This is a genomic window from Gordonibacter sp. RACS_AR68 (assembly GCF_030418485.1).
Classification (GTDB): Bacteria; Actinomycetota; Coriobacteriia; order Coriobacteriales; family Eggerthellaceae; genus Gordonibacter; species Gordonibacter urolithinfaciens.
This window is the reverse complement of the sequence record NZ_JAIPUP010000003.1, coordinates 296,214-316,766: the sequence shown is the minus strand read 5'-3', so window position 1 is coordinate 316,766 and position 20,553 is coordinate 296,214. Positions and strand designations below refer to the sequence as shown.

Genomic DNA, 20,553 nt, shown 5'->3' with positions numbered 1-20,553 from the left:
CCGAAAAAGCACCCGATATCAAACGGGGTCCGGTTTTGTTGCGAAATTGTGGTTGCAATTCGAATCGAACCGTGCGATTTTGGGGTCATCGAGCGGGCAGACGGTGCGCAACGGATGCCCTCGAGGCCGAAAATCTGGAAAATGCATAAAGAAAAGGAGGGTTGCAATGGCTGGTGTCAACGTTAAAAGCGAGATCAAGCCTTTAAAGCGAGTCCTGCTGCACCGCCCGGGTAACGAGCTTCTGAACCTGACGCCGAACACGCTCGAAGAGCTGCTGTTCGACGACATCCCGTTCTTGAAGGTCGCCCAGGAGGAGCATGACGCGTTCGCCCAGGCTCTGCGCGACAACGGCGTGGAGGTCGTGTACCTCGAGGACCTCATGACCGAGGTGCTCGACCAGAACCCCGACGTGCGCGAGACTTTCCTGAAGCAGTTCATCGAGGAAGCCGGCATCCGCACCGACCGCTACCAGAAGATCATCTTCGACTACCTGAACGACAACTATCCCGAGAACAAGGACCTCGTGCTGAAGACGATGGAGGGCATCAACCTCACCGAGCTCCACACCGACAAGTCCAACTCGCTGGTGGACCTCGTGTCCGAGGCCTCCAAGATGGTCGTCGCCCCCATGCCGAACCTGTACTTCACGCGCGACAACTTCGCCATGATCGGCAACGGCGTGTCCATCAACCGCATGTACTCCGTCACGCGCAACCGCGAGACCATCTACGGCGAGTACATCTTCAAGTACCACCCGGACTTCAAGGACGTCCCCCAGTACTACAGCCGCTACAACACGTTCCACATCGAGGGCGGCGACATCCTCAACATCAACGACCACGTGCTCGCTGTGGGCATCTCGCAGCGCACCGAGCCCGACGCCATCGACGCGTTGGCGCATAACATCTTCAACGACGAGACCAGCCCCATCGACACCATCCTGGCGTTCAACATCCCGAACAACCGCGCCATGATGCACCTCGACACGGTGTTCACCCAGATCGACACGGACAAGTTCACCATCCACCCGGGCATCATGGGCCCGCTGACCGTGTTCGAGATCACCCCCGAGGGCGAGGGCATCAAGGTCAAGGAGATGACCGGCAAGCTCGAGGACATCCTCGAGAAGTACGTCGGCATGCCGGTGGAGCTCATCCCCTGCGGCGGCGGCGACCGCATCGCGGCCGAGCGCGAGCAGTGGAACGACGGCAGCAACACGCTGTGCATCGCCCCCGGCACGGTATGCGTGTACGAGCGCAACGACGTGACGAACAAGGTGCTCGAGGAGAAGGGCATCAAGCTGATCGTGATCCCCTCCGCCGAGCTGTCCCGCGGCCGTGGCGGCCCACGCTGCATGAGCATGCCCATCTGGCGCGAGGACTAGCAGCGCCGGGGCCCGGGGCGCACCGGGCCGCAACCCTTTGTCTTTCCAGCGGAGAGGGGAGCCCCGAGGCGGGTTCCCCTCGAAGGCTGAAAAGAGGCGGGCGGTTTCAACTTGGCGACGCCCGCCTGCACGGTTCACACGGTAGGAAAACTTGGCAAAGAACGACGAAAGGAATGAATCATGCCCACGAGCCTGAGCGGACGCAACTTCCTGAAGCTGCTGGATTTCACGCCTGACGAGATCCGCTACCTCATCAAGCTGTCCAAAGAGTTCAAGAACCTGAAACTGACGGGTACCCCCCATCGCTACCTCGAAGGCAAGAACATCGTCCTGCTGTTCGAGAAGACCTCCACCCGTACGCGCTGCGCGTTCGAGGTGGGCGGCATGGACCTCGGCATGGGCGTCACCTACCTCGATCCCGGCAGCTCCCAGATGGGCAAGAAGGAGTCCATCGAGGACACCGCCCGCGTGCTCGGCCGCATGTACGACGGCATCGAGTACCGCGGCTTCTCCCAGGAGATCGTCGAGGACCTGGCCGCCAACGCCGGCGTGCCGGTGTGGAACGGCCTGACCAACGAGTTCCATCCCACGCAGATGATCGCCGACATGCTGACGGTCGAGGAGAACTTCCCGCAGGGCCTCAAGGGCCTGAAGTTCGTGTTCATGGGCGACGCCGAGAACAACGTGGCGAACTCGCTCATGGTCGTGTGCGCGAAGCTGGGCCTGCACTTCGTGGCCTGCGGTCCCGAGGCCCGTATGCCGAAGGCCGACCTCGTGGCCCAGTGCCGTGAGGTTGCCGCCGAGACCGGCGCCACCATCACGCTGACCGAGGACGTGAAGGAGGCCTGCACGGGCGCCAACGTCATCTACACCGACATCTGGGTGTCCATGGGCGAGCCGGCCGAGCTCTGGGCCGAGCGCATCAAGCTGCTGGAGCCCTACCGCGTGACGAAGGAAGTCATGGCCATGGCCTCTCCGGACGCCATTTTCATGCACTGCCTGCCGTCGTTCCACGACACCAAGACCACCATCGGCGCCGAGATCGCCGAGCAGTTCGGCGTGACCGAGATGGAGGTCGAGGACGCGGTGTTCGAGTCCACGCAGTCCAAGGTGTTCGACGAGGCCGAGAACCGCATGCACACCATCAAGGCCGTCATGTACGCCACGCTCTCCTAAGCACGAGCTGGAGAAAGGAGACGAACTATGGCATACCAGAAAGGCGAAGGCAAGTCCGTGGTCATCGCGCTCGGCGGCAACGCCCTGGGCAACACGCCCCAGGAGCAGCTGGAGCTGGTGAAGAACACGGCCGAGCACATCGTTGACATGGTGGCCGAGGGCATCAACGTCGTGGTCTCCCACGGCAACGGCCCGCAGGTCGGCATGATCAACAACGCGTTCGACTACGCCTCCACGCATGACGGCAAGACGCCGGCCATGCCGTTCCCCGAGTGCGGCGCCATGAGCCAGGGCTACATCGGCTACCAGCTGTCGCAGGCCATCCTGAACGATATGAAGCGCCGCGGCATCATGCGCTCCACGGCCTGCATCGTGACGCAGACGGTCGTCTACCCGGAGGACCCGGCGTTCCAGAACCCGACGAAGCCCGTGGGCGCCTTCCTCACCGAGGAAGAGGCCATGAAGCGCGCCGAGGAGACCGGCTACACCTACAAGGAAGACGCCGGCCGCGGCTGGCGCCAGGTAGTGGCCTCCCCGAAGCCGCAGCGCATCGTTGAGTTCGACGCCATCAAGGACCTCATGGACGACGGCTACATCGTCATCTCCACGGGCGGCGGCGGCGTTCCGGTCATCGAGAAGGACGACAGCTACCATGGCGTGCCGGCCGTCATCGACAAGGACCGCTCCAGCGCCAAGCTGGCCGCCGATTTCAAGGCCGACATGCTGGTCATCCTCACGGCCGTGGAGAAGGTGTGCATCAACTTCAACACGCCCGAGCAGCAGGAGCTCAACTCCATGACGGTTGCCGAGGCCCAGAAGTACATCGAGGAGGGCCAGTTCGCGCCCGGCTCGATGCTGCCGAAGGTCGAGGCCTGCATCGAGTTCGTGCAGCAGCATCCCGAGGGCAAGGCGCTCATCACCTCGCTCGAGTGCGCTGCCGACGGCCTGAAGGGCAAGACGGGCACGGTTATCACGGCCTAGTGTTTTACCTGCGGCGGCGGACGCGCAAGCGTCTCGCCGCCGCAGGAGGGGTATCCGCGTGCCGGGCGGTTATGCTTCCGGCCGGTACGTTCAAGAGGTTTCTCGTTCGCCAAACGTATTCACCTCGATCCTCTTCAAAGGAGGGGTTCTCATGACCGAGAAAGCGAAGGAAAAAAGCAAGAAGAAGCGATCTATATCATCGTTCACCATTTTGCTCATCATGCTCGTTGCACTTGCTCTGATCACGGTGGCCATGTCTTTAGCCGGTGTTGAGGGAGTCGAGGGCGCAACCATCGCCAACGTGGCGACGGCGCCCGTCAAGGGCTTCACCGATGCGCTTCCCGTGTGCCTGTTCGTGCTGATCCTGGGTGGTTTCCTGGGGATCGTGACCGAGACGGGCGCGCTGGATGCCGGCATCGCCGCACTGGTGAAGAAGCTCAAGGGCAACGAACTCGTGCTCATACCGATCCTGATGTTCATCTTCTCCATCGGCGGTACGACGTACGGCATGTGCGAGGAAACGGTTCCGTTCTACCTGCTGCTGGCGGCCACTATGGTGGCGGCCGGCTTCGACAGCGTCGTCGGCGCGGCGGTCGTCCTTCTGGGCGCCGGCTGCGGCGTGCTCGGCTCGACGGTCAACCCGTTCGCGGTCGGCGCGGCGGTCGACTCGCTGTCCGGCAGCGGCATCGCCATCAACCAGGGCACCATCATCCTGCTGGGCATCGTGCTCTGGCTCGTGACGCTGGTAATCTCCATCATCTTCGTCATGCGCTACGCGAAGAAGGTCAAGGCCAACAAGGGCTCCACCATCCTGTCGCTGCAGGAGCAGGAGACCATGAAGGCCGAGTTCGGCGAGGCGCAGCAGGAGGCGGTCGACGCCGAGGCAAACCCGAACCAGAAGCTCATGACGGGCCGCCAGAAGTGGGCGCTCATCGTGTTCGCGCTCACGTTCGTGGTCATGATCATCGGCTTCATCCCCTGGGGCGACTTCGGTGTGGAGATCTTCGACGCCGGCGCTGCAACCGAGGAGGTAACGACCCAGGTCAGCGGCGACGATATCTCTGCGACGTGGGCCGATGCCGCAGATGCGGGCGCGGCTGAGGGCGAGCTCACGTTCAACGGCAACGTGACCGGCACGGTCACCGCCGAGGAGCAGGTCTCCGAGGGCTGGTCCGCGTTCCTCACGGGCCTGCCGCTGGGGCAGTGGTACTTCGACGAGGCTTCCACCTGGTTCCTCATCATGGCGCTGATCATCGGCGTGGTGGGCGGCGTGTCCGAGAGCCGCTTCGTCAAGGCCTTCATCAACGGCGCGGCCGACATGATGAGCGTCGTGCTGATCATCGCGCTCGCCCGCTCCATCACGGTGCTCATGGGCGAGACCGGCCTGGACATGTGGATCCTCAACAATGCGGCCAACGCGCTGAACGGCCTGTCGGCGATCATATTCGCCCCCATGTCGTTCCTGCTCTACGTGGTGCTGTCGTTCCTCATCCCGTCGTCGTCCGGCATGGCCACGGTTTCCATGCCCATCATGGGCCCGCTGGCGAACTCGCTCGGCTTCTCGCCCGACGTGATGATCATGATCTTCAGCGCCGGCAACGGCCTGGTGAACCTGTTCACCCCCACGTCCGGCGCCATCATGGGCGGCCTGGCGCTTGCTAAGGTGGAGTACTCCACGTGGCTTAAGTTCGGCGGCAAGCTGTTCATCGTGCTGGGCGTTGCCTGCATCATCATCCTCACCGCGGCGATGATGCTCATACCAGGCGCCGCGTAACGTCGGCTGCACTGGGCTGACGCATCGCGCGCTCGCGACGCGCTTCGGGAATCCCCCGCCTCGGCGGGGGATTCCTTTATAGGTGCACGCATGCGTTTCGCGCAGACCGCCCGCCCTGCGCGGATTCCGCCCTACAGCGCCTTCCGCATCCAGACGTGCTCCACGTGCTCGTCCAGCTCAACGGGGCCGTACTGCTCGTAGCCGCGGCGCTCGTAGAACGGGGTCACGCGGCACTGGGCATGCAGGTGCATCTCCGTGGCCCCGGATTCGCGTGCGAGGCGCTCGGACTCGGCCAGCAGCGCCGCGCCGAGGCCGTCGCCGCGCGCCTCGGGCAGCACGGCCAGGCGGCCGAACACCCAGCGGCCGGGCTCGTCGGGGTGCTCGGGGTCGGGGAACGTGCGCGCGCAGCCCGCGAGCGCGCCCTCGGCGTCGTAGAGGGTCACGTGGAGGGTGGCCGGGTGCGCATCGAGGCTGTCGAACTCGTTCGCGAAGCCCTGCTCCTCCATGAACACGCGCGTGCGCACGATGCGCGCGTCCGCGAAGTTTCCCTGCTCGAACCGGTATTCCATGGCTTTTCCTTTCCGTAAGGTGCAGGCGTCTACGATACCACAGGGCGCACGACGGGCGGGGCGCGCTTAACCGAACCTGCTTTTTGCGAGGTCATGTGTGCTTTTTCTGCATAAGCAGCCACGCCTTGTCCGGGAGGCGCCGCGCGGGTCCTCCGTGCGGGCAAAAGGTGGTAGAATCGACCGATATGCAACCGTTTGGATATCGGACAGGAAAGATGCGCACCATGCAAATTCGCGAACAACTTGAACAGCTGATCGACGCGGCCGTCGCGGCTGCGTGCAAGGACGGATCGCTCGAGCTCGAGCAGGCTCCCGGGGCGGCGCTTGAGCGTCCGCGCGACGAGGCCAACGGCGACTGGGCGTCCACCGTGGCCATGCGCTCGGCCAAGCTCGCCAAGAAGAACCCGCGCGAGATCGCCCAGATCATCGTCGACCATCTGCCGGAGAACGACCTCGTGCAGAGCGTGGACATCGCTGGCCCCGGCTTCATCAACATCCGCCTGGCCCCGTCGGCCCTGCAGGGCGTGGCCGCCCAGGCGCGCGCCGAGAAGGGCGACTTCGGCCGCGGCACCATCCCGGAGGGCGAGCGCAAGATCAACCTCGAGTACATCTCGGCGAACCCGACCGGCCCCCTGCACGTGGGCCACGGCCGTTGGGCCGCGCTCGGCGACGCCACGGCGCGCGTCATGCGCCACGCGGGCTACGACGTGTTCGAGGAGTTCTACATCAACGACGCCGGCACGCAGATGGACAACTTCGGCGAGTCGGTGGCCGTGCGCTACCAGCAGCTGCTCGGCCGCGACGTCGAAATGCCGGAGGCGTGCTACGCCGGCTCTTACGTGAAGGACATCGCGCAGACCATCATCGACGAGGACGGCGACGTGTGGCTCGACGCCGACCCGAAGGAGCGTATGGAGAACTTCCGCGAGCGCGCCTACGCCTACGAGCTGGCCGAGCAGCACCGCGTGACCGAGCGCTTCGGCACGACGTTCGAGTGCTGGTTCAGCGAGCGCAGCCTGTACGTGCCCGACGAGACCGGCAAGAGCGCGGTGGACCGCAGCCTCGAGGCCATGGACGAGAAGGGCTACATCTACGTAAAGGACGGCGCCACCTGGTTCAAGTCGAGCGCGTTCGACGACGAGAAGGACCGTGTGCTCATCAAGGCCAACGGCGAGATGACGTACTTCATGAGCGACGTGGCGTACCACTACAACAAGATGGAGCGCGGCTTCGACCATCTCATCAACATCTGGGGCGCCGACCACCACGGCTACATCGCCCGCTGCGAGGCCATGCTCGCGGCCTGGGGCTGGCCCGGCGCGCTCGAGATCATGCTCGGCCAGCTGGTGAACCTGTTCCGCGACGGCGAGGCCGTCCGCATGTCCAAGCGCACCGGCGAGATGATCACGTTCGAGGAGCTCATCGACGAGGTGGGCGTGGACGCGACCCGCTACCTCATGCTGGCGAAGTCCTCGGACCAGCCCATCGACTTCGACATCGAGGTGGCGAAGAAGAAGGACGCGTCGAACCCGGTGTACTACGTGCAGTACGCGCATGCCCGCATCTGCTCCATCCTGCGCAAGGCGGCCGACCCGGCCGACGCCGAGGCCGCGGAGGCCGGCGAGATGAGCATGGACGAGCTGGCTGCGAAGGTGATTCCCGCCGACGTGGACCTCTCGCCGCTCACGCACGAGTCCGAGCTCGCGCTCATGCGCAAGATGGACGACTTCGGGCCGCTCGTGGCCCAGGCCGCCCGCGACCGCGCTGCGTTCCGCCTGACGCACTACGCGCAGGACCTCGCATCGCTCTTCCACTCGTTCTACACGAACTGCCACGTCATTGGCGAGGAGGAGGCTGTTACGAACGCGCGACTCGCGCTCGTCGACGCCACCCGCATCGTGCTGGCGAAGTCGCTCGACCTCCTGGGCGTCACCGCTCCGGCGAAGATGTAAGCACGACGCACCGGCGATTCGAAGGGCCGCCCGCGGGCGGCCCTTTTGCGTATGGGTGGTCGGGGCGAGACAAGGGGACGGGGATAATGTCTCATTCCGGAACGCCTTAGAAGCTCGTTAGGCGCAGGGGAATGAGACATTATCCCCGTCCCCTTGTCTCGCCCCATCACACGTTGTCCTCCAAATCCACCTGCATCAGGTACACGTTCTCGCGCAGGCGCTTCGCGGACGCGCGGCAGAGGTCGCCCTCCTCGTAGCGGGTCTGGATCTGCTCCAACTCCAAGCGCAGCCCCAAGCGCTCCACGTCCGTCGCCAAGGCGCCGGTGCGGGTGAGCGCGGTGATGGAGGGATTCGCGTTGCGCAGCATCGAGATGGTGCGCTGGTACTCCATGACCAGCGCGCTCACGTCTTCGGCCGGCTCGTTGCACTCCGGCGAGGTCAGCATGGCCTGCAGCTTTGCGATCACGTGCTCGGAGCCCTTGATCTGCAGCTCGCGGATGGCCTGCGTGCGCTCGGTGGGGCTCACGCCGGGCAGGCCGCTTAGCAGGCGGTGCCATCCGGTGCGGGCCAGCGCGCGCATCCGCAGGTAGGCGTTCTGCAGCGACCAGCGGCCCGCATGGTGCTTCAGCAGGTTCTCTATGTGCGCGAGGCGGCTTAGGTACTGGTAGCCCACGATAGGGTAGACCTCCTCGGCCTCGATGAGCTTCAGCACGTAGTCTTGCTCCCAATCGAGCGCGCGCAGCCGTAGGGCGGTGTTCGGCTCGTCCAGGATGTCGTTGCTGTTCTTGATGCGCGCGATGCGCTGGTTGTACGAGTGGATGACCGTCTGCGTGGCCGTGCGGTTCTCGGGCGTCTGGCGCGCGGCCAGCTCCTCTATCACGGAGCGCAGTATCTCCAGGCTCACCTGCGTCTCGTCGCAGCGCAGATCCTCGTCGGTCGGGGGCTTCTTCGGCGCCAGCAGCGGCACCACGAACGTGGCCAAGAGCAGCGTGACCACGATGACGCCGCAGGCCAAGAATATGATGAGTTCCCGCTGGGGGAAGGCCACGACGCCGCGCAACGGGTCGAGGTACGTCACCGGTATGGTGAGCACCACGGCCAGCGTGATGGTGCCCTTCGGCCCGCCCAGCGCCATGACCAGCGACGAGCGCACGTCGGCGCGCCATCCCGGCCGCTGGTCCTCCGGCGCGCGGTGCGAGTGGTAGCGCTCCATGGCGAGCAGCCACACGAAGCGCACCGCCACGTAGATGAGCGTGAGCAGCAGGATGTAGCCGATGAGCACGCCGTTGTCGATGCTCACGTCGTCCCAGGTTCCCTGCATGGCCTTCGGCAGCTGCGTGCCCAGGAACACGAACACGATGCCGTTCAGCGCGAACGACAGCACGCGCCACACGCTGGACGACACGATGTTCATGCGCGAGATAGAGGGCCCGATGGTGCGCGGCGATATGACGTTCACCAGGCCCGCCGCCACCACGGCGATGATGCCGCTCGTGCCCAGCTGGTTGGCCACGAGGTATACGATGAACGGCGTGAACACCTCGAACAGCACGTGGAACGTCGTGTTCTCGAGGCCCCACGAGCGCACGCGCCGCACGAGGAAGTTGCCCAAATACCCCAGCGCCAAGCCGATGGCGATGCCGCCGAAGAAGCTCACGACGAAGTCGAGCGAGGCGTTAAGCAGCGAGAACGTGCCCGTGGTGGCCGCCGCAAGGGCGAACTGGAACGCCACGATGCCCGAGGCGTCGTTGATGAGCGACTCGCCCTCCAAGATGCTCTTGTCGCGCGGTGCGATGTCCGTCTCCTTCGAGAGCGACGCCACGGCAACGGCATCGGTGGGGCCGAGCGCAGCTCCCAGCGCGAAGGCGGCGAACAGGCCGATGGAAGGCTCGAGCCATTCGACGGCGAACCCGATGATAAGGGCGGTGACCACCACCAGGCCGATGGCCAGCGACAGCACGGGCCGGCGGTTCTTCCACAGCGCGCCCTTGTCCACGTTCTTGGCCTCGTCGAACAGGAGGGGCGCGATGAACAGCACGAGGAAAAGGTCGGGGTCGAGCGTGATGTTGATCTGCGAGGGGGCGAACAGGGCGATGAGCAGGCCCAGTCCGATCTGGATGAGCGGGGAGGACACTTTGGGGACAAGCTGGTCGATCACCGAGGAGAGCAGGACGGCCGCGAGCATGAGCAGTGCGAGCACGAGTGCCTCCACCGATCGCCCTCCTTACGTTGCGTTGCTTTCCGGGATGCCGGACCGAAAGGCCGGCCCCTTCATTGTAACCGACCATCGAGCGGGGGCGCCCTTCAAAGGCGAGGGTTTTTCATGTGGTTACGCAGGCCCTGCAACGCCTTGCGAGTCATTTCCCCCAGCGGGCTCCTCCCGTATGAGAGCGACGCTGGCCTTGATGTGCAGCGTGTAGGCCACGGCTGCCGTGGACGCCAGCACCAGGTCGCGCTCGAAGTCGCCAGGCGCATCGCCGCTGGCAAGGCCCTGGGGGCTGGCGGGGCGGGCTCCGAACAGCGCACGGACGGCCGCCTCGAACGCATCGCAGTAGTAGTCGTAGGCCACGCCTGTGTCGAACGTTGCTATCTGGCGGCGAATGAGAAGGTCGATTTCCGAGAGCGAGAATGTCTGCTTCAGCGTGCAGATGACCACGAGGTAGGCCACGTGGTCACGCGAGTACTTCTTGCCGGCCGCCGCCGCCAGCACGCCCTGCTTCACGTAGTTGTTCACCATCGAGCGCGTGATGATCTTCTCGTCGGGCTGGTAAAGGGGCGCGAGCGTTTCCTCGAGGAAGCCCACGAGCTGGTCCATGTACAGGTCGATGCGGGGAATCTCCCCGTAGCGGGGCAAGTGCAGCTCGAGAAGCCGCTGGGCGTAGGGCGTTGCGCTGACGTCTTTCATGGGCCGTGCCTTCCGGTTCGAGCGCTTTTTGCGGGTCGTATCGGGGGAGCATAGCAAGAAAGGGTTTCTGCGTCAATTACTACAACTTGTTGACATGGTGATAAAAAGCACGTAATCTAGTTTTTAATACAAGATAGAGAAGCACCCGATCGAAAGCAGGCCCCATGGACTCTTCCCGCATCGCGCTCGTCGTTGACTCGTGCACGGACGTTCCCCCGGAGGACATCGAGCGCTTCGGCATGTACGTGGTGCCGCTGCAGGTGAACTACCGGGACGAGACGTTCCTGGACAAGGTCACCATCACGCCGCAGCAGGTATACGACCGCTTTGCCGAGGAGGTGCCCACCACGTCCACGCCCACGCCGGCCGTGACGCGCGAGGTGCTGGAGCGCGTGGTGGCCGACGGTTACAGCCAGGCCGTCGTCGTCACCATATCGAGCGGGCTCTCGGCAACCTACGACCTCATGCGCTCGGTAGCGTCGGGCGTAGCGGGGCTCGAGTGCGCCATCGTGGACACGCGCAACATCGGCATGGGCGCCGGGCTCGTGGCGCTGGCCGTGGCGCGCATGCTGGCGGACGGGGCATCGCTCGACGATGTGCGGCGCGAGAGCGAGCGCATCGTGCGCGACACGAAGGTGTTCTTCTGCGTCGATACGTTGGAGTACCTGCATAAGGGCGGGCGCATCGGCAACGTGACGTACGCCGTGGGCAGCATGCTGGACATGCGGCCGGTCATCACCTGCAACGAACAGGGCGTGTACGTGACGGTGTCGAAGGCGAAAGGCCGACGCCAGTCGCTCAAGAAGGCCATGGCGTGCGCCGAGAAGTTCGCGTCGCGGTTCCCGCGCTGCACGATGGCCGTGGTGAACGGCGACGCCGCCGACGAGGCTGCTGCCGTGCGCTCCGAGCTAGGGGAGCGGGTCGGGCATGCGGACGCCTGGTACGAGGGCCAGATCAGCCCGGTGCTCGTGGTGCACACCGGCCCCGGCCTCATCGGCATCGGCGTCTGCGGGGCGTAGGCCTCCCGGCGCCCGTCACGCCAACGGCAGCAGGACCTCCACGGCGAAGCCGCGTCCCGGCTCGCTCTCCAGCGCGATCGAGCCGCCGTGGGCGCGGGCGATGCGGTCCACCAGCACGAGGCCCAGGCCGTGCTCCTCGCCGTAGGAGCCGGCGGCGCTGCGGGCGGTGCGAGCGCGCGCCAGGCGTGCCTCGAGCGCGGCAAGCTCCTCGGGTGCGGCCCCCGCGCCGTCGTCGGCCACGCGGATCGCGGCGAGCCCCTCGCGCGCCGAAAGCGTCACCGCCACGTTGCAGCCGCCCTCGTTGTGCAGGCGCGCGTTGGCGATGGCGTTCTCCACGGCGCGCGTGATCAGGCGCTCGTCGCCCAGCACCACGGCCTCGGCAGCGCCCTCGGCCACCTCGAGGTCGAGGGGATGCAGCTCGTCGAGGCCCGCGTTCATGTGCCCCGCCACCACCGAGCGCAGAAGGCGCGGCAGGGGCACGCGCTCCAGCTTGAGCGGCTGCATGTCGTAGTCAAGCTGGGAGGCGGTGTTGAGGTCGGTGACGAGGTCCTTGATCTTGAGCCCCTGCGCGCGGATGAGGGCCGCCTCGGCGCGAGCGTCCTCCGGCACCCGTTCGTCGGCCGCCAGCGCGTCGGCGTAGCCGAGGATCATCGACAGCGGCGTGCGGATGTCGTGCGACACGCCGCGGATCCAGTTCGCGCGCGCGGCGTCCTTCTGCTCGATGACAGCACTCGCCTCGGTGATCTGCTCGCCGATCTCGCGCAGGTCGCCCTTGAGGCGCAGCTCGGCGGCGCGTCCTTCCGAGAGCGCGTCGAGCGCGTCGGCGATGGGGCCCACCGCCCTCTGCGTGCGCCGTCGCGACGCCGCGTACACCGTGAAAAGGATCCCCAGGTCGACGGCGAACACGAGCAGCAGGTAGAACGGGACCATGCGCACGGTGGACGCGGGGAACGTGAGGCCCATGTGCCAGTACGTGCCCTTCGGGAAGCCCACCGCGAGCAGGCCGTCGTCGCGGTCCCAAAAGAAGGCAGGGTAGTCGGCGATGCTGGCGTAGTGCGCGGCCATGGCCACCTCGTCGGGGGAGAAGGACGCGGGGACGTCGTCAGGCGCTCCATGCGACCAGGCCACCGCGCCCTCGCCGTCCACGAGGATCGCCCACGCGCCGTGGGCGTCGAGCTCCGCGGCCCCCGCCTCGCCGAGCTCCCAGCCCTCCTCGCCGCGCGCGAGCGCGCCGTCCACGGCGCGCGTCACCGTGGCGGGCGTGCCGTCATCGAAGTTCTCGTTGGACTCGTTGTAGGCGATGACCGTGTACAGGAAGAAGTCCACCACCACGATGAGGAAGGCGAGCGCGGCGAACAGCAGCAGCTGCTTCGTGAAGAACCGCGCGAGGCTGGGGGCCCGCTTACCGCGCCGTCCGCGCGTCCCGCCGGCCATGCTAGCCGCGCTTCACGAGCTTGTAGCCGAGCCCCCGCGCCGTGACGAGCGAGGCGGGCTTCGACGGGTTGGCCTCGATCTTCTCGCGCAGGCGGCGGATGTGCGCCATGAGCGAGTTCTCGTAGCCGAACGACGTGCCCCAGCACGCCTCGCACAGGGCGTCGATGGTGACGATGCGCCCGGCGTTGCGCGCGAGCACGCTCAGTATCTCATGCTCCTTGGCGGTGAGCAGCACCGTGCTCCCGTCCGCGCGCTCCACCTCGGCCGTGGCGAAGTTCACGCGGCAGGCGTCGAGCTCGAGCGACGGGCTCTCCTCGGCGTAGCAGCGCCGGAGCACCGCGGCGATGCGCAGCACGAGCTCCTGGGGAAGGAACGGCTTGGCGAGGTAGTCGTCGGCGCCCAGGGCCAGGCCGCTCACGCGGTCGAAGGGCTCGTCCTTCGCCGTGAGGAACACCGCGGGCACGCGGGCGCACGCGGGCCGCTCGCGCACGCGGGCGAGCAGGTCGAAGCCGTCCATGCCGGGCATCATCACGTCGAGCACGAGCAGCTGGTAGGCGCGCTCGGGCGAGGCCGCGCGGCTGTCGATGGCGGCGAGCGCCTCGGCCCCTGCATGCACGACGTCCACGCAGGCGAACCCCGCGCCGTGCAGGATGGCCGCCACCATGTCGGCCAGCTCGCGCTCGTCGTCCACCACCAGGATGCGCTTGCCGCGCAAATGCTCGTCCACCATGCCGAATCCGCCCGATGCCATCTTCGCTCCCTTCTCTCACGTTCGCATTATGGCACAACCGCCCCGCGCACGGGCGGCCGCGCGCGGGGCGTAAGGCAGCTGCAAGGCAGCGTAAGGAAAGCGCAAGGGAGGGGAAGGGAGGGCGTAAGGCCGCCCGCGTAAGCTTGTCTGCGGAGCCGATCGAGAGAAGGAGACGAACATGGCGGCACAACATGCAGGGCAGGCGATGCAGACGGTGGTGGAGGTGCGCAACGTGGGCAAGCGCTACGGCATCGAGGGGCGCAAGCGCGACGGGAGCGTGACGCAGGCGCTCGACCACGTGAGCTTCGCGGTGGCGGCAGGCGAGTTCACCGGCATCATGGGGCCCAGCGGGTCGGGCAAGTCCACGCTGCTCAACTGCCTGGCCACCATCGATGCGCCCACTAGCGGCAGCATCCATATCGGCGGGCGCGACGTGGGGTCGCTCGCCGGCAAGGAGCTGGCGCGGTTCAGGCGCGAGGAGCTGGGTTTCATCTTCCAAGACTCTAACCTGCTCGACACGCTCACGGCGTACGAGAACATCGCGCTCGCGCTGACCATCCAGAAGATTCCGGCGCGCGAGATCGATGCGCGCGTGCAGGAGGCGGCGCGCACGCTCGGCATCTCCGACGTGCTGCAGAAGCACCCCTACCAGCTGTCCGGCGGCCAGAAGCAGCGCGTGGCCGCGGCACGCGCCACGGTGGGCCGCCCGCGCCTCGTGCTGGCCGACGAGCCTACCGGCGCCCTCGACTCGAAGTCGGCCAGGCAGCTGCTCGAGTCGCTCGCGTACCTGAACAGCCGAGGGTCCACCATCCTCATGGTCACGCACGACTCGTTCTCGGCCAGCTACTGCAACCGCATCATCTTCATCAAGGACGGCGGCCTGTTCGGCGAGCTGCGCCGATCGGGCGCCGGCCGCGGGGCGTTCTACCGCAAGATCGTGGAGATGGTGTCGACCATGGGCGGCGCGGGCGATGACGAGCCTGTCGAAGGCGAGGTGGCGCGCCATGCTTGCTAGGCTCGCGCTCGGCAACGTGCGCAAGTCCCTCGCGGACTTCGGCGTCTACTTCCTCACGGTCATGCTGGGCGTGGCCGTGTTCTACGCGTTCAATTCCATGACGGCCCAGCAGGGCGTGCTCGCGTTCTCCGAGACGCAGGACAAGATGTTCGATCTTCTGGGCATGGTGATCGGCGGCGTGTCGGTGTTCATCGCGTTCGTGCTCGTGTTCTTGGTGGTGTACGCGAACGGATTCCTCATCAAGCGGCGCAAGCGCGAGTTCGGGGTGTACCTGGCTCTGGGCATGAGCACGGGCGACGTGGTGAGGATCGTGGCGATTGAATCGCTCATCGTGGGCGCGGCGTCGCTCGCGGTGGGCCTTGCGGTGGGCGTGGGGCTCTCGCAGCTTCTGCTGCAGCTCACAAGCGCGTTGTTCAAGGCCGACGTGGCGGCTGCCGGCGGGTTCGCGTTCGTGTTCTCGGTCGACGCGCTGGCGAAGACCGCCGTCGTGTTCGCGGCCATCTTCCTGGTTGCCGCGTTGCTGAACGCGCGCACGGTGGCACGGGCGAAGCTCATCGACCTGCTCCACGCAAGCAGCAGGAACGAGGAGATGAAGCTCAAGAGCCTGCCGCTGTCGCTCGTGCTGTTCGCGGTGTCGATCGTGCTGATCGGCGTATCGTACAAGCTGCTCATCGACAACGGGCTCATGGAGCCTTCGCCGGAATTCGCCGCGGCCACGGTGCTCGTGTGCGTGGGCACGGTGCTGTTCTTCTATGCGCTGTCGGGCTTTTTGCTGAAGTTCGTGCAGCTTGCACGCCCGCTGTACCTGCGCGGGCTCAACATGTTCACGCTGCGGCAGCTGAACGCCAAGGTGAACACCACGTTCGCGTCGCTGTCGGTGGTGTGCATCGTGCTGTTCCTGGCCATCACCAGCGTGTGCGGCGGCATCGGCATCCGCAACGCCATCGACGGCTCGCTGGACAGGAGCACCGACTACAGCGCCAGCGTGTCCACCTCCTTCGGCTCCTACAACGCCGAGGCGGGCTTCCAGGCGGCGGACCTGGGGGCGTTCGGCGAGTTCGCCGAGCAGCAGGGCTACGATATGGTTGCCGGGTTGCGCTCGAGCGTGGCTGCAGTGGGAGCAGGCGACTATGACGCGGTCGTGTCCGGTGCGGCTCAGGTCGATCTGTTGGTTGACCCGTCCGACGGCCTGGTGATGGACGACGTGGAGCGCGCGAGCAGCCTGGTGCTGGCTGATTACGCGGGCGCGTCCATCAACAGCGGCTACGGCGTGTACCCTGTGTACGTGGCGGCGCTGTCGCAGGTCAACGATGCGCTTGCGCTGGCGGGCAAGCCCGCGCTCGAACTGGGAGCGGGGGAGTGCGCGGTCTATAGCGATTCCGACATCACGAGCGGGTTCTACCGCGATGTGGTGGAACGCGGCACCGAGCTGTCCGTGGGCGGACGCGCTATGCGCGTGGTCGAGTTCCGCGACGATTGCCTGCAGACCACGCCGTTCCCCATGAACACCGGTACGCTCGTGGTGCCCGACGAGGCGGTACCGGAGGGTGCGCGCATCCTGCAGTCCATCCTCGACGTGCAGTGTGCAAGCGATGCGGACGAGGCGGCGTTCGGCGAGATGATGGACGCCGTGTCGGATACCGACAATCCCGGCACCTGGCCCATCACGCTGTCCATGACGCGCGCCGATGTCTTCGACCAGAGCATCAGCCTTTCCACCATCGTGGCGTACCTGGCCATCTACCTCGGTTTCGTGCTGGTCATCGCCTGCGCGGCAATACTCGCCATCCAGCAGCTCTCCGACGCGTCCGACAACGCACAGCGCTACGGCCTGTTGCGCAAGCTGGGCGCCCCCGAGCGCATGATCGACGGCGCGCTGTTCGTGCAGGTGCTCGTGTACTTCCTGTTCCCGCTGCTGTTGGCCGTGGCGCACTCCGCGTGCGCGCTCGTGGTGGTCACCGACGTCGTGGCCGTGTTCGGGCACCTCGACATCACCTCGATGGCACTCGCCTGCGCCGGAGCGTTCCTCGCGGTGTACGGCGTGTACTTCGCCGTGACGTACCTCGGCGCCCGCAAGCTTGCCCGCGAGTAAGGACGACAACGCCCCCGCAGGTTCGACCTGCGGGGGCGTTGCTTGCCTCTATCCCTGCTTTCCCAAGGCGAACGCGTGCGAGGATAGGCTGCCGTTGTCGGTCGGCACGAGCACCAGGTTATCGCTCTCCAGGACGTACGTGGGCAGGACGCGCACCATGGTCAGCTGCACCGTGCCGCCTGGCGCGATGACGACGTGCTGGGGGTTGTCGGAGGGCAGGGTGTCGCCCGAAGCCTCGAAGTCCAGATCGTAACCCGTCCGCACCACGTCGAGCGTCCCGTCGTCGTTGCGCAGGGCGAACTCGTAGAGCACGCTCACCCAGACGGGCACGGCCGTATCGCCAAGGTTGCGCCCCGTCACCGTCGTCGACGTGTAGCGGTAATCGTTGCTCGTCAAGGTGCCGTCGTCGTTGTAGCCGTAGCCCCACACCTCGCGCGAGCACTTGTCCATGTAGCGCGCGTTTCCGAGCCAGCCGTCGATCACGAAGAGGCAGTCGCCGAGCGCCTTCCCGCCCGGCAGGGTGTCGGAGAGCGAGAGGGAAGGGGAGCTCATGGCCAGTTGGGCGGTCAGCCGTTGCGGGCTCTCGGTATTCGTGTAGGAGTAGTTGGGGTTATCGCAACCGAAGTCGAACGCGATCTCGCCGTCGGCTGCCGTGAGCGCGCTCTCGGGCAGCGTCGCGTCGACGCGCGCGCCGTCCACCTCAACGGTTGCCCGCCATGTATCGTCCTGCCGCTCGATGATCGAGGCGGGCAGCACCTCGTCGGCGCGGTCGTTCGCGTTGTCGAGCGGGAAGGGGAACGGCTCGCTCCCGGCTTCCACCACGGTGCCGTAGAGCGACTTCGCCGATGTGCCCGCTTCGGCGTCGTCCGCAGCGAGGCGGGTGGTCAGGCGGGGGGTGCCGTCTACCATCTCGGTCTCGAAGTTGGCGACGTGCAGCTCGATGGCCTGCGTGGAGGTGCTGCCGTCCTCGAACGTCACGGTAACGGTGAGCGTTTGCCCGTCGAACCAGTCGATGACGGGGGACTGCAAGTCGTTGAAGACATCCTCGGGAACCTCGCCCTCGTTCGTCCAGAGGCCGAAGCTCGTCGTGCCGTCGGCGATGCCGGGGTCGTCGTCCGCCGAGACGTCGATGGTGGCGCCCATGAGCTTCGCGAGGCTCAGCTTGCTCTCGCCGTCGCGCATGGCGCTGCCCACGAAGTCGTAGCCGCCGTAGTGCTCGCCGGTGCCGCGCGCGGTGGGCTTCCAGCTCGCCAGCTCGCCCATGCGCGGGTCGTCGGGGTCGGTCGGCCCGTCTTCGAACGTCACGCGGTACAGCGCCCCGCCCGTGAGATGCGCCTGCACGCGGACGATGCCCTCTCCTTCCACGTGGAAGAGGCAGCCCGAGAAGAAGCCGCTCACCTTGTAGTCGTCGCCTCCCCGGAACCGGTAGCCCAGGTCGCGGTCGAATGCCACGGTGCCGCCCTCGCCCGGTGCAAGGGGCGCGCTGCCGTCGCTCGCGTAGGCGCGCACCGAGAATCCGCAACGTGCGGCGGCCTCGTCGAGCGTGATGGCGGGGGAGCCCGAGAGCGACGAGGTGAGGGCGGGGATGCCGGCCACCGCGAGCGCGCCGGCCACGAGGCAGGCGGCCGCGGCTGGCGCCCAGCGGCGGGCGAGGGATGCGGCGCCGACGGAATGGCCGGCGGTGCGCGAGACGGGCCGGGGACGGCGCCGGGTCGGGCGCTTGGCGGACACGGCTCCCTTCGCGGGCGCCTGGCTCCCGGCGTACTGTGCCGCGCCCTCCTGCAGGGCGTTGCAGACGGCGCGCTGCTTGAGCTCGGGGGAGGCTTCGACGTGGGATTGCGACGCGGCGTAGCGCGTGCGGAACTCGTTCTCGTTCATGGGCGTGCTCCTAGGTCGATCTTGAGTGCCTTGCGTGCGCGGTGGAGGTGGGAGCGGACGGTGGCGGGGCGCTCGCCGGTGATACGGGCGATCTCTTCGGTCGCGTACCCCTCGTAGTAGTGCAGGTGCACGGCGGTGCGCTGGCGGTCGGTCAGGCGGGCGAGGGCGGCCTCCAGCTCGTCGTCCCGGTCTGCGGCGCCCTCCGTGGCGTTCGGGTCGGGATGGTCGGCGAGGCGCGCCACGTCCTCGTCGCCGAGTGTGGCGCGCTTCCGGTGCCAGGGGCTGCGGTGCAGGTCGTTGCAGCAGTTGACGGTCACGTGCAGAAGCCAGGCCTTCAAATGCTCGTCGTCGCGGAAACGCTTGCCGCCTTGATGCAGGCGCAGGAACACGGTCTGGAACACGTCCTCGGCATCGGCGCGGTTGCCCGTGCGGCTCGCCGCCAGGCGCAGGACCGTGTCGCCCCAGCGCCCGACCGCTTCCTCTAGGAACGCCGCCGCCTCGCGCGCCTGCGCGCCGCCTGCCTCGGCGACTGCGTCGGGTGCGCCGCCGCGGAAGGCGTTGCCCGCATCGCTGCTGCCTGCCGACCGGGACGTGCCGGTGCTGGAAGCGCCGTCGAGCGGGGGACGTGCCGCGTCCGGCCGCCTCCGCCCTGCGCCGCCGAAGCCCGCGGGCAGCGCTATCTCGCCTGATTCTTCCATACCCCATCTCCTTTCCCCTAGAACACGGGGAAGGAACCGTCATTTGTTGCGATCTGCCCGAAAAAAGACGGGCGGTTTCGATCGCCCGTCGAAACCGCCCGTTGGATGCTCGCGCCCTCGCTTGCCTTGCCGCAGGCTGGCGTCCACGGGCTCCATCGCAAGTCAGCGCCCGATTCGCACGACCTACCGCAGTCTGGCACCCAGCTCGCGGGCCTCGTCGAGGGCGGGGTTGCCGGCGATGTCGCCTGCGCGGTACACGCCGCCAACCAGCACGCGCCCCAGGTCGCGCCAGCCCATGCGCTCGCAGAGCGTCTCGTAATAGGAGACGACGGGGGCGAAGTTGCGCTCCGTGTCCTCCTCGGCGGGCATGAGCATCACGCAGCCCTTGCCGCCCGCCTCCGCCTCGGCCGCTGCCGCCTCGGCACCGCCCGCCTCTGCGGCGCGCATGCCGGCCTCCATGAGCGCGAACAGGCGGTCGAGCACGGCCTTTTCCTGCGCGGTGACGCTCCAGCAGTACATGGGCGACGCCAGCACCACCACGTCGGCCGCGCGGTAGGCGGCGTACACGGCATCCATGTCGTCCTTCTGCACGCAGGGGCTGTCCACTTCGGCGCCTCCGCCCAGACAGCCCCGGCAGGGAGCGATGTCCATGAGCGCCACGTCGAAGCGCACCACGTCGTTGCCCGCCTGTCCGGCCCCTTCCGCGAACGCGTCCACGAGCGCCGCCGTGTTGCCGTTTGTCCGCGGGCTTCCGTTCAGCACCAGCACGTTCTTCCCCATGGTCCTCCGCCTTCCCTCGTCTGCCTGGCTGCATCTGCCTTGCCGCGTTTCGCGCGCCGTGCCGTTCCCGTCAGCCGTGCGCGGCTTCCGTCGCAGCCGATTGTACCGCGCCCACCGCGGCCCCGCTGCGACGGTTTTCAAATCG

Annotated in this window: 16 protein-coding genes; 8 read left to right on the top strand and 8 right to left on the bottom strand. The window is 66.8% G+C overall.

Features of this window, described 5'->3' with window-relative positions:
* Positions 1-166: 166 nt before the first annotated feature.
* The 4 genes from arcA (at position 167) to K9U15_RS08570 (ending at position 5,315) form a co-directional block, all read left to right on the top strand.
* Entirely contained in the window at positions 167-1,384 is a 1,218-nt protein-coding gene (gene arcA / locus K9U15_RS08585) for an arginine deiminase (RefSeq protein ID WP_087190962.1), read from the top strand.
* Positions 1,385-1,564: 180 nt separating this feature from the next.
* Positions 1,565-2,560: an ornithine carbamoyltransferase gene (gene argF / locus K9U15_RS08580; RefSeq protein ID WP_087190961.1), complete on the top strand. Its 996-nt coding sequence runs from the start codon at positions 1,565-1,567 to the stop codon at positions 2,558-2,560.
* Between the two features lie 27 nt (positions 2,561-2,587).
* Positions 2,588-3,541 (top strand): carbamate kinase, encoded by a 954-nt coding sequence (gene arcC, locus K9U15_RS08575; RefSeq protein WP_087190960.1) that lies wholly within the window; start codon positions 2,588-2,590, stop codon positions 3,539-3,541.
* A gap of 151 nt (positions 3,542-3,692) precedes the next feature.
* Positions 3,693-5,315: a YfcC family protein gene (locus K9U15_RS08570; protein ID WP_096226761.1), complete on the top strand. Its 1,623-nt coding sequence runs from the start codon at positions 3,693-3,695 to the stop codon at positions 5,313-5,315.
* A 131-nt stretch (positions 5,316-5,446) separates the two neighbouring features.
* On the opposite strand, the gene K9U15_RS08565 is transcribed toward K9U15_RS08570, so the two are convergent.
* A complete protein-coding gene (locus K9U15_RS08565; protein WP_087190958.1) occupies positions 5,447-5,884 on the bottom strand; it encodes a GNAT family N-acetyltransferase in 438 nt (145 codons plus the stop codon).
* A gap of 224 nt (positions 5,885-6,108) precedes the next feature.
* On the opposite strand from K9U15_RS08565, the gene argS reads away from it, so the two are divergent.
* On the top strand, positions 6,109-7,836 hold the full coding sequence (argS, locus tag K9U15_RS08560) for an arginine--tRNA ligase (RefSeq protein ID WP_301155895.1): 1,728 nt from the start codon (positions 6,109-6,111) through the stop codon (positions 7,834-7,836).
* A 166-nt stretch (positions 7,837-8,002) separates the two neighbouring features.
* Here the strand turns inward: argS and K9U15_RS08555 are convergent, their stop codons facing one another.
* Positions 8,003-10,048, bottom strand: a complete 2,046-nt coding sequence (locus tag K9U15_RS08555) for a Na+/H+ antiporter (RefSeq protein WP_123673843.1) — start codon at positions 10,046-10,048, stop codon at positions 8,003-8,005.
* A 117-nt stretch (positions 10,049-10,165) separates the two neighbouring features.
* Positions 10,166-10,741 (bottom strand): DUF1836 domain-containing protein, encoded by a 576-nt coding sequence (locus tag K9U15_RS08550; protein WP_123673845.1) that lies wholly within the window; start codon positions 10,739-10,741, stop codon positions 10,166-10,168.
* Positions 10,742-10,905: 164 nt separating this feature from the next.
* Between K9U15_RS08550 and K9U15_RS08545 the strand changes: the two genes are divergently transcribed.
* Entirely contained in the window at positions 10,906-11,760 is an 855-nt protein-coding gene (locus tag K9U15_RS08545) for a DegV family protein (RefSeq protein ID WP_301155893.1), read from the top strand.
* Between the two features lie 15 nt (positions 11,761-11,775).
* Here the strand turns inward: K9U15_RS08545 and K9U15_RS08540 are convergent, their stop codons facing one another.
* Together K9U15_RS08540 and K9U15_RS08535 are read right to left on the bottom strand one after the other, a co-directional pair.
* Complete coding sequence (locus K9U15_RS08540) at positions 11,776-13,194, bottom strand: sensor histidine kinase KdpD (protein ID WP_123673850.1); 1,419 nt, start codon at positions 13,192-13,194, stop codon at positions 11,776-11,778.
* Between the two features lies 1 nt (position 13,195).
* Positions 13,196-13,924, bottom strand: coding sequence for a response regulator transcription factor (locus tag K9U15_RS08535; RefSeq protein ID WP_123673892.1), 729 nt, complete (start codon positions 13,922-13,924; stop codon positions 13,196-13,198).
* 226 nt (positions 13,925-14,150) lie between these two features.
* Between K9U15_RS08535 and K9U15_RS08530 the strand changes: the two genes are divergently transcribed.
* A complete protein-coding gene (locus K9U15_RS08530) occupies positions 14,151-14,960 on the top strand; it encodes an ABC transporter ATP-binding protein (protein ID WP_194073885.1) in 810 nt (269 codons plus the stop codon).
* The gene (locus tag K9U15_RS08525; protein WP_123673854.1) at positions 14,950-17,052 is read left to right on the top strand and encodes an ABC transporter permease; all 2,103 of its coding nucleotides are present in this window, start codon (positions 14,950-14,952) and stop codon (positions 17,050-17,052) included. The genes K9U15_RS08530 and K9U15_RS08525 overlap by 11 nt, the downstream gene beginning before the upstream one ends.
* Before the next feature lie 48 nt (positions 17,053-17,100).
* Here K9U15_RS08525 and K9U15_RS08520 read toward each other — a convergent pair whose 3' ends face one another.
* The 3 genes from K9U15_RS08520 to K9U15_RS08510 all read right to left on the bottom strand — a co-directional run bounded on the left by K9U15_RS08520 (position 17,101) and on the right by K9U15_RS08510 (position 20,408).
* Positions 17,101-18,930, bottom strand: coding sequence for a hypothetical protein (locus K9U15_RS08520; protein ID WP_123673856.1), 1,830 nt, complete (start codon positions 18,928-18,930; stop codon positions 17,101-17,103).
* The gene (locus K9U15_RS08515) at positions 18,927-19,628 is read right to left on the bottom strand and encodes a sigma-70 family RNA polymerase sigma factor (protein WP_123673858.1); all 702 of its coding nucleotides are present in this window, start codon (positions 19,626-19,628) and stop codon (positions 18,927-18,929) included. The genes K9U15_RS08520 and K9U15_RS08515 overlap by 4 nt, the downstream gene beginning before the upstream one ends.
* A 183-nt stretch (positions 19,629-19,811) precedes the next feature.
* Entirely contained in the window at positions 19,812-20,408 is a 597-nt protein-coding gene (locus K9U15_RS08510; protein WP_123673860.1) for a flavodoxin family protein, read from the bottom strand.
* Positions 20,409-20,553: the final 145 nt, after the last annotated feature.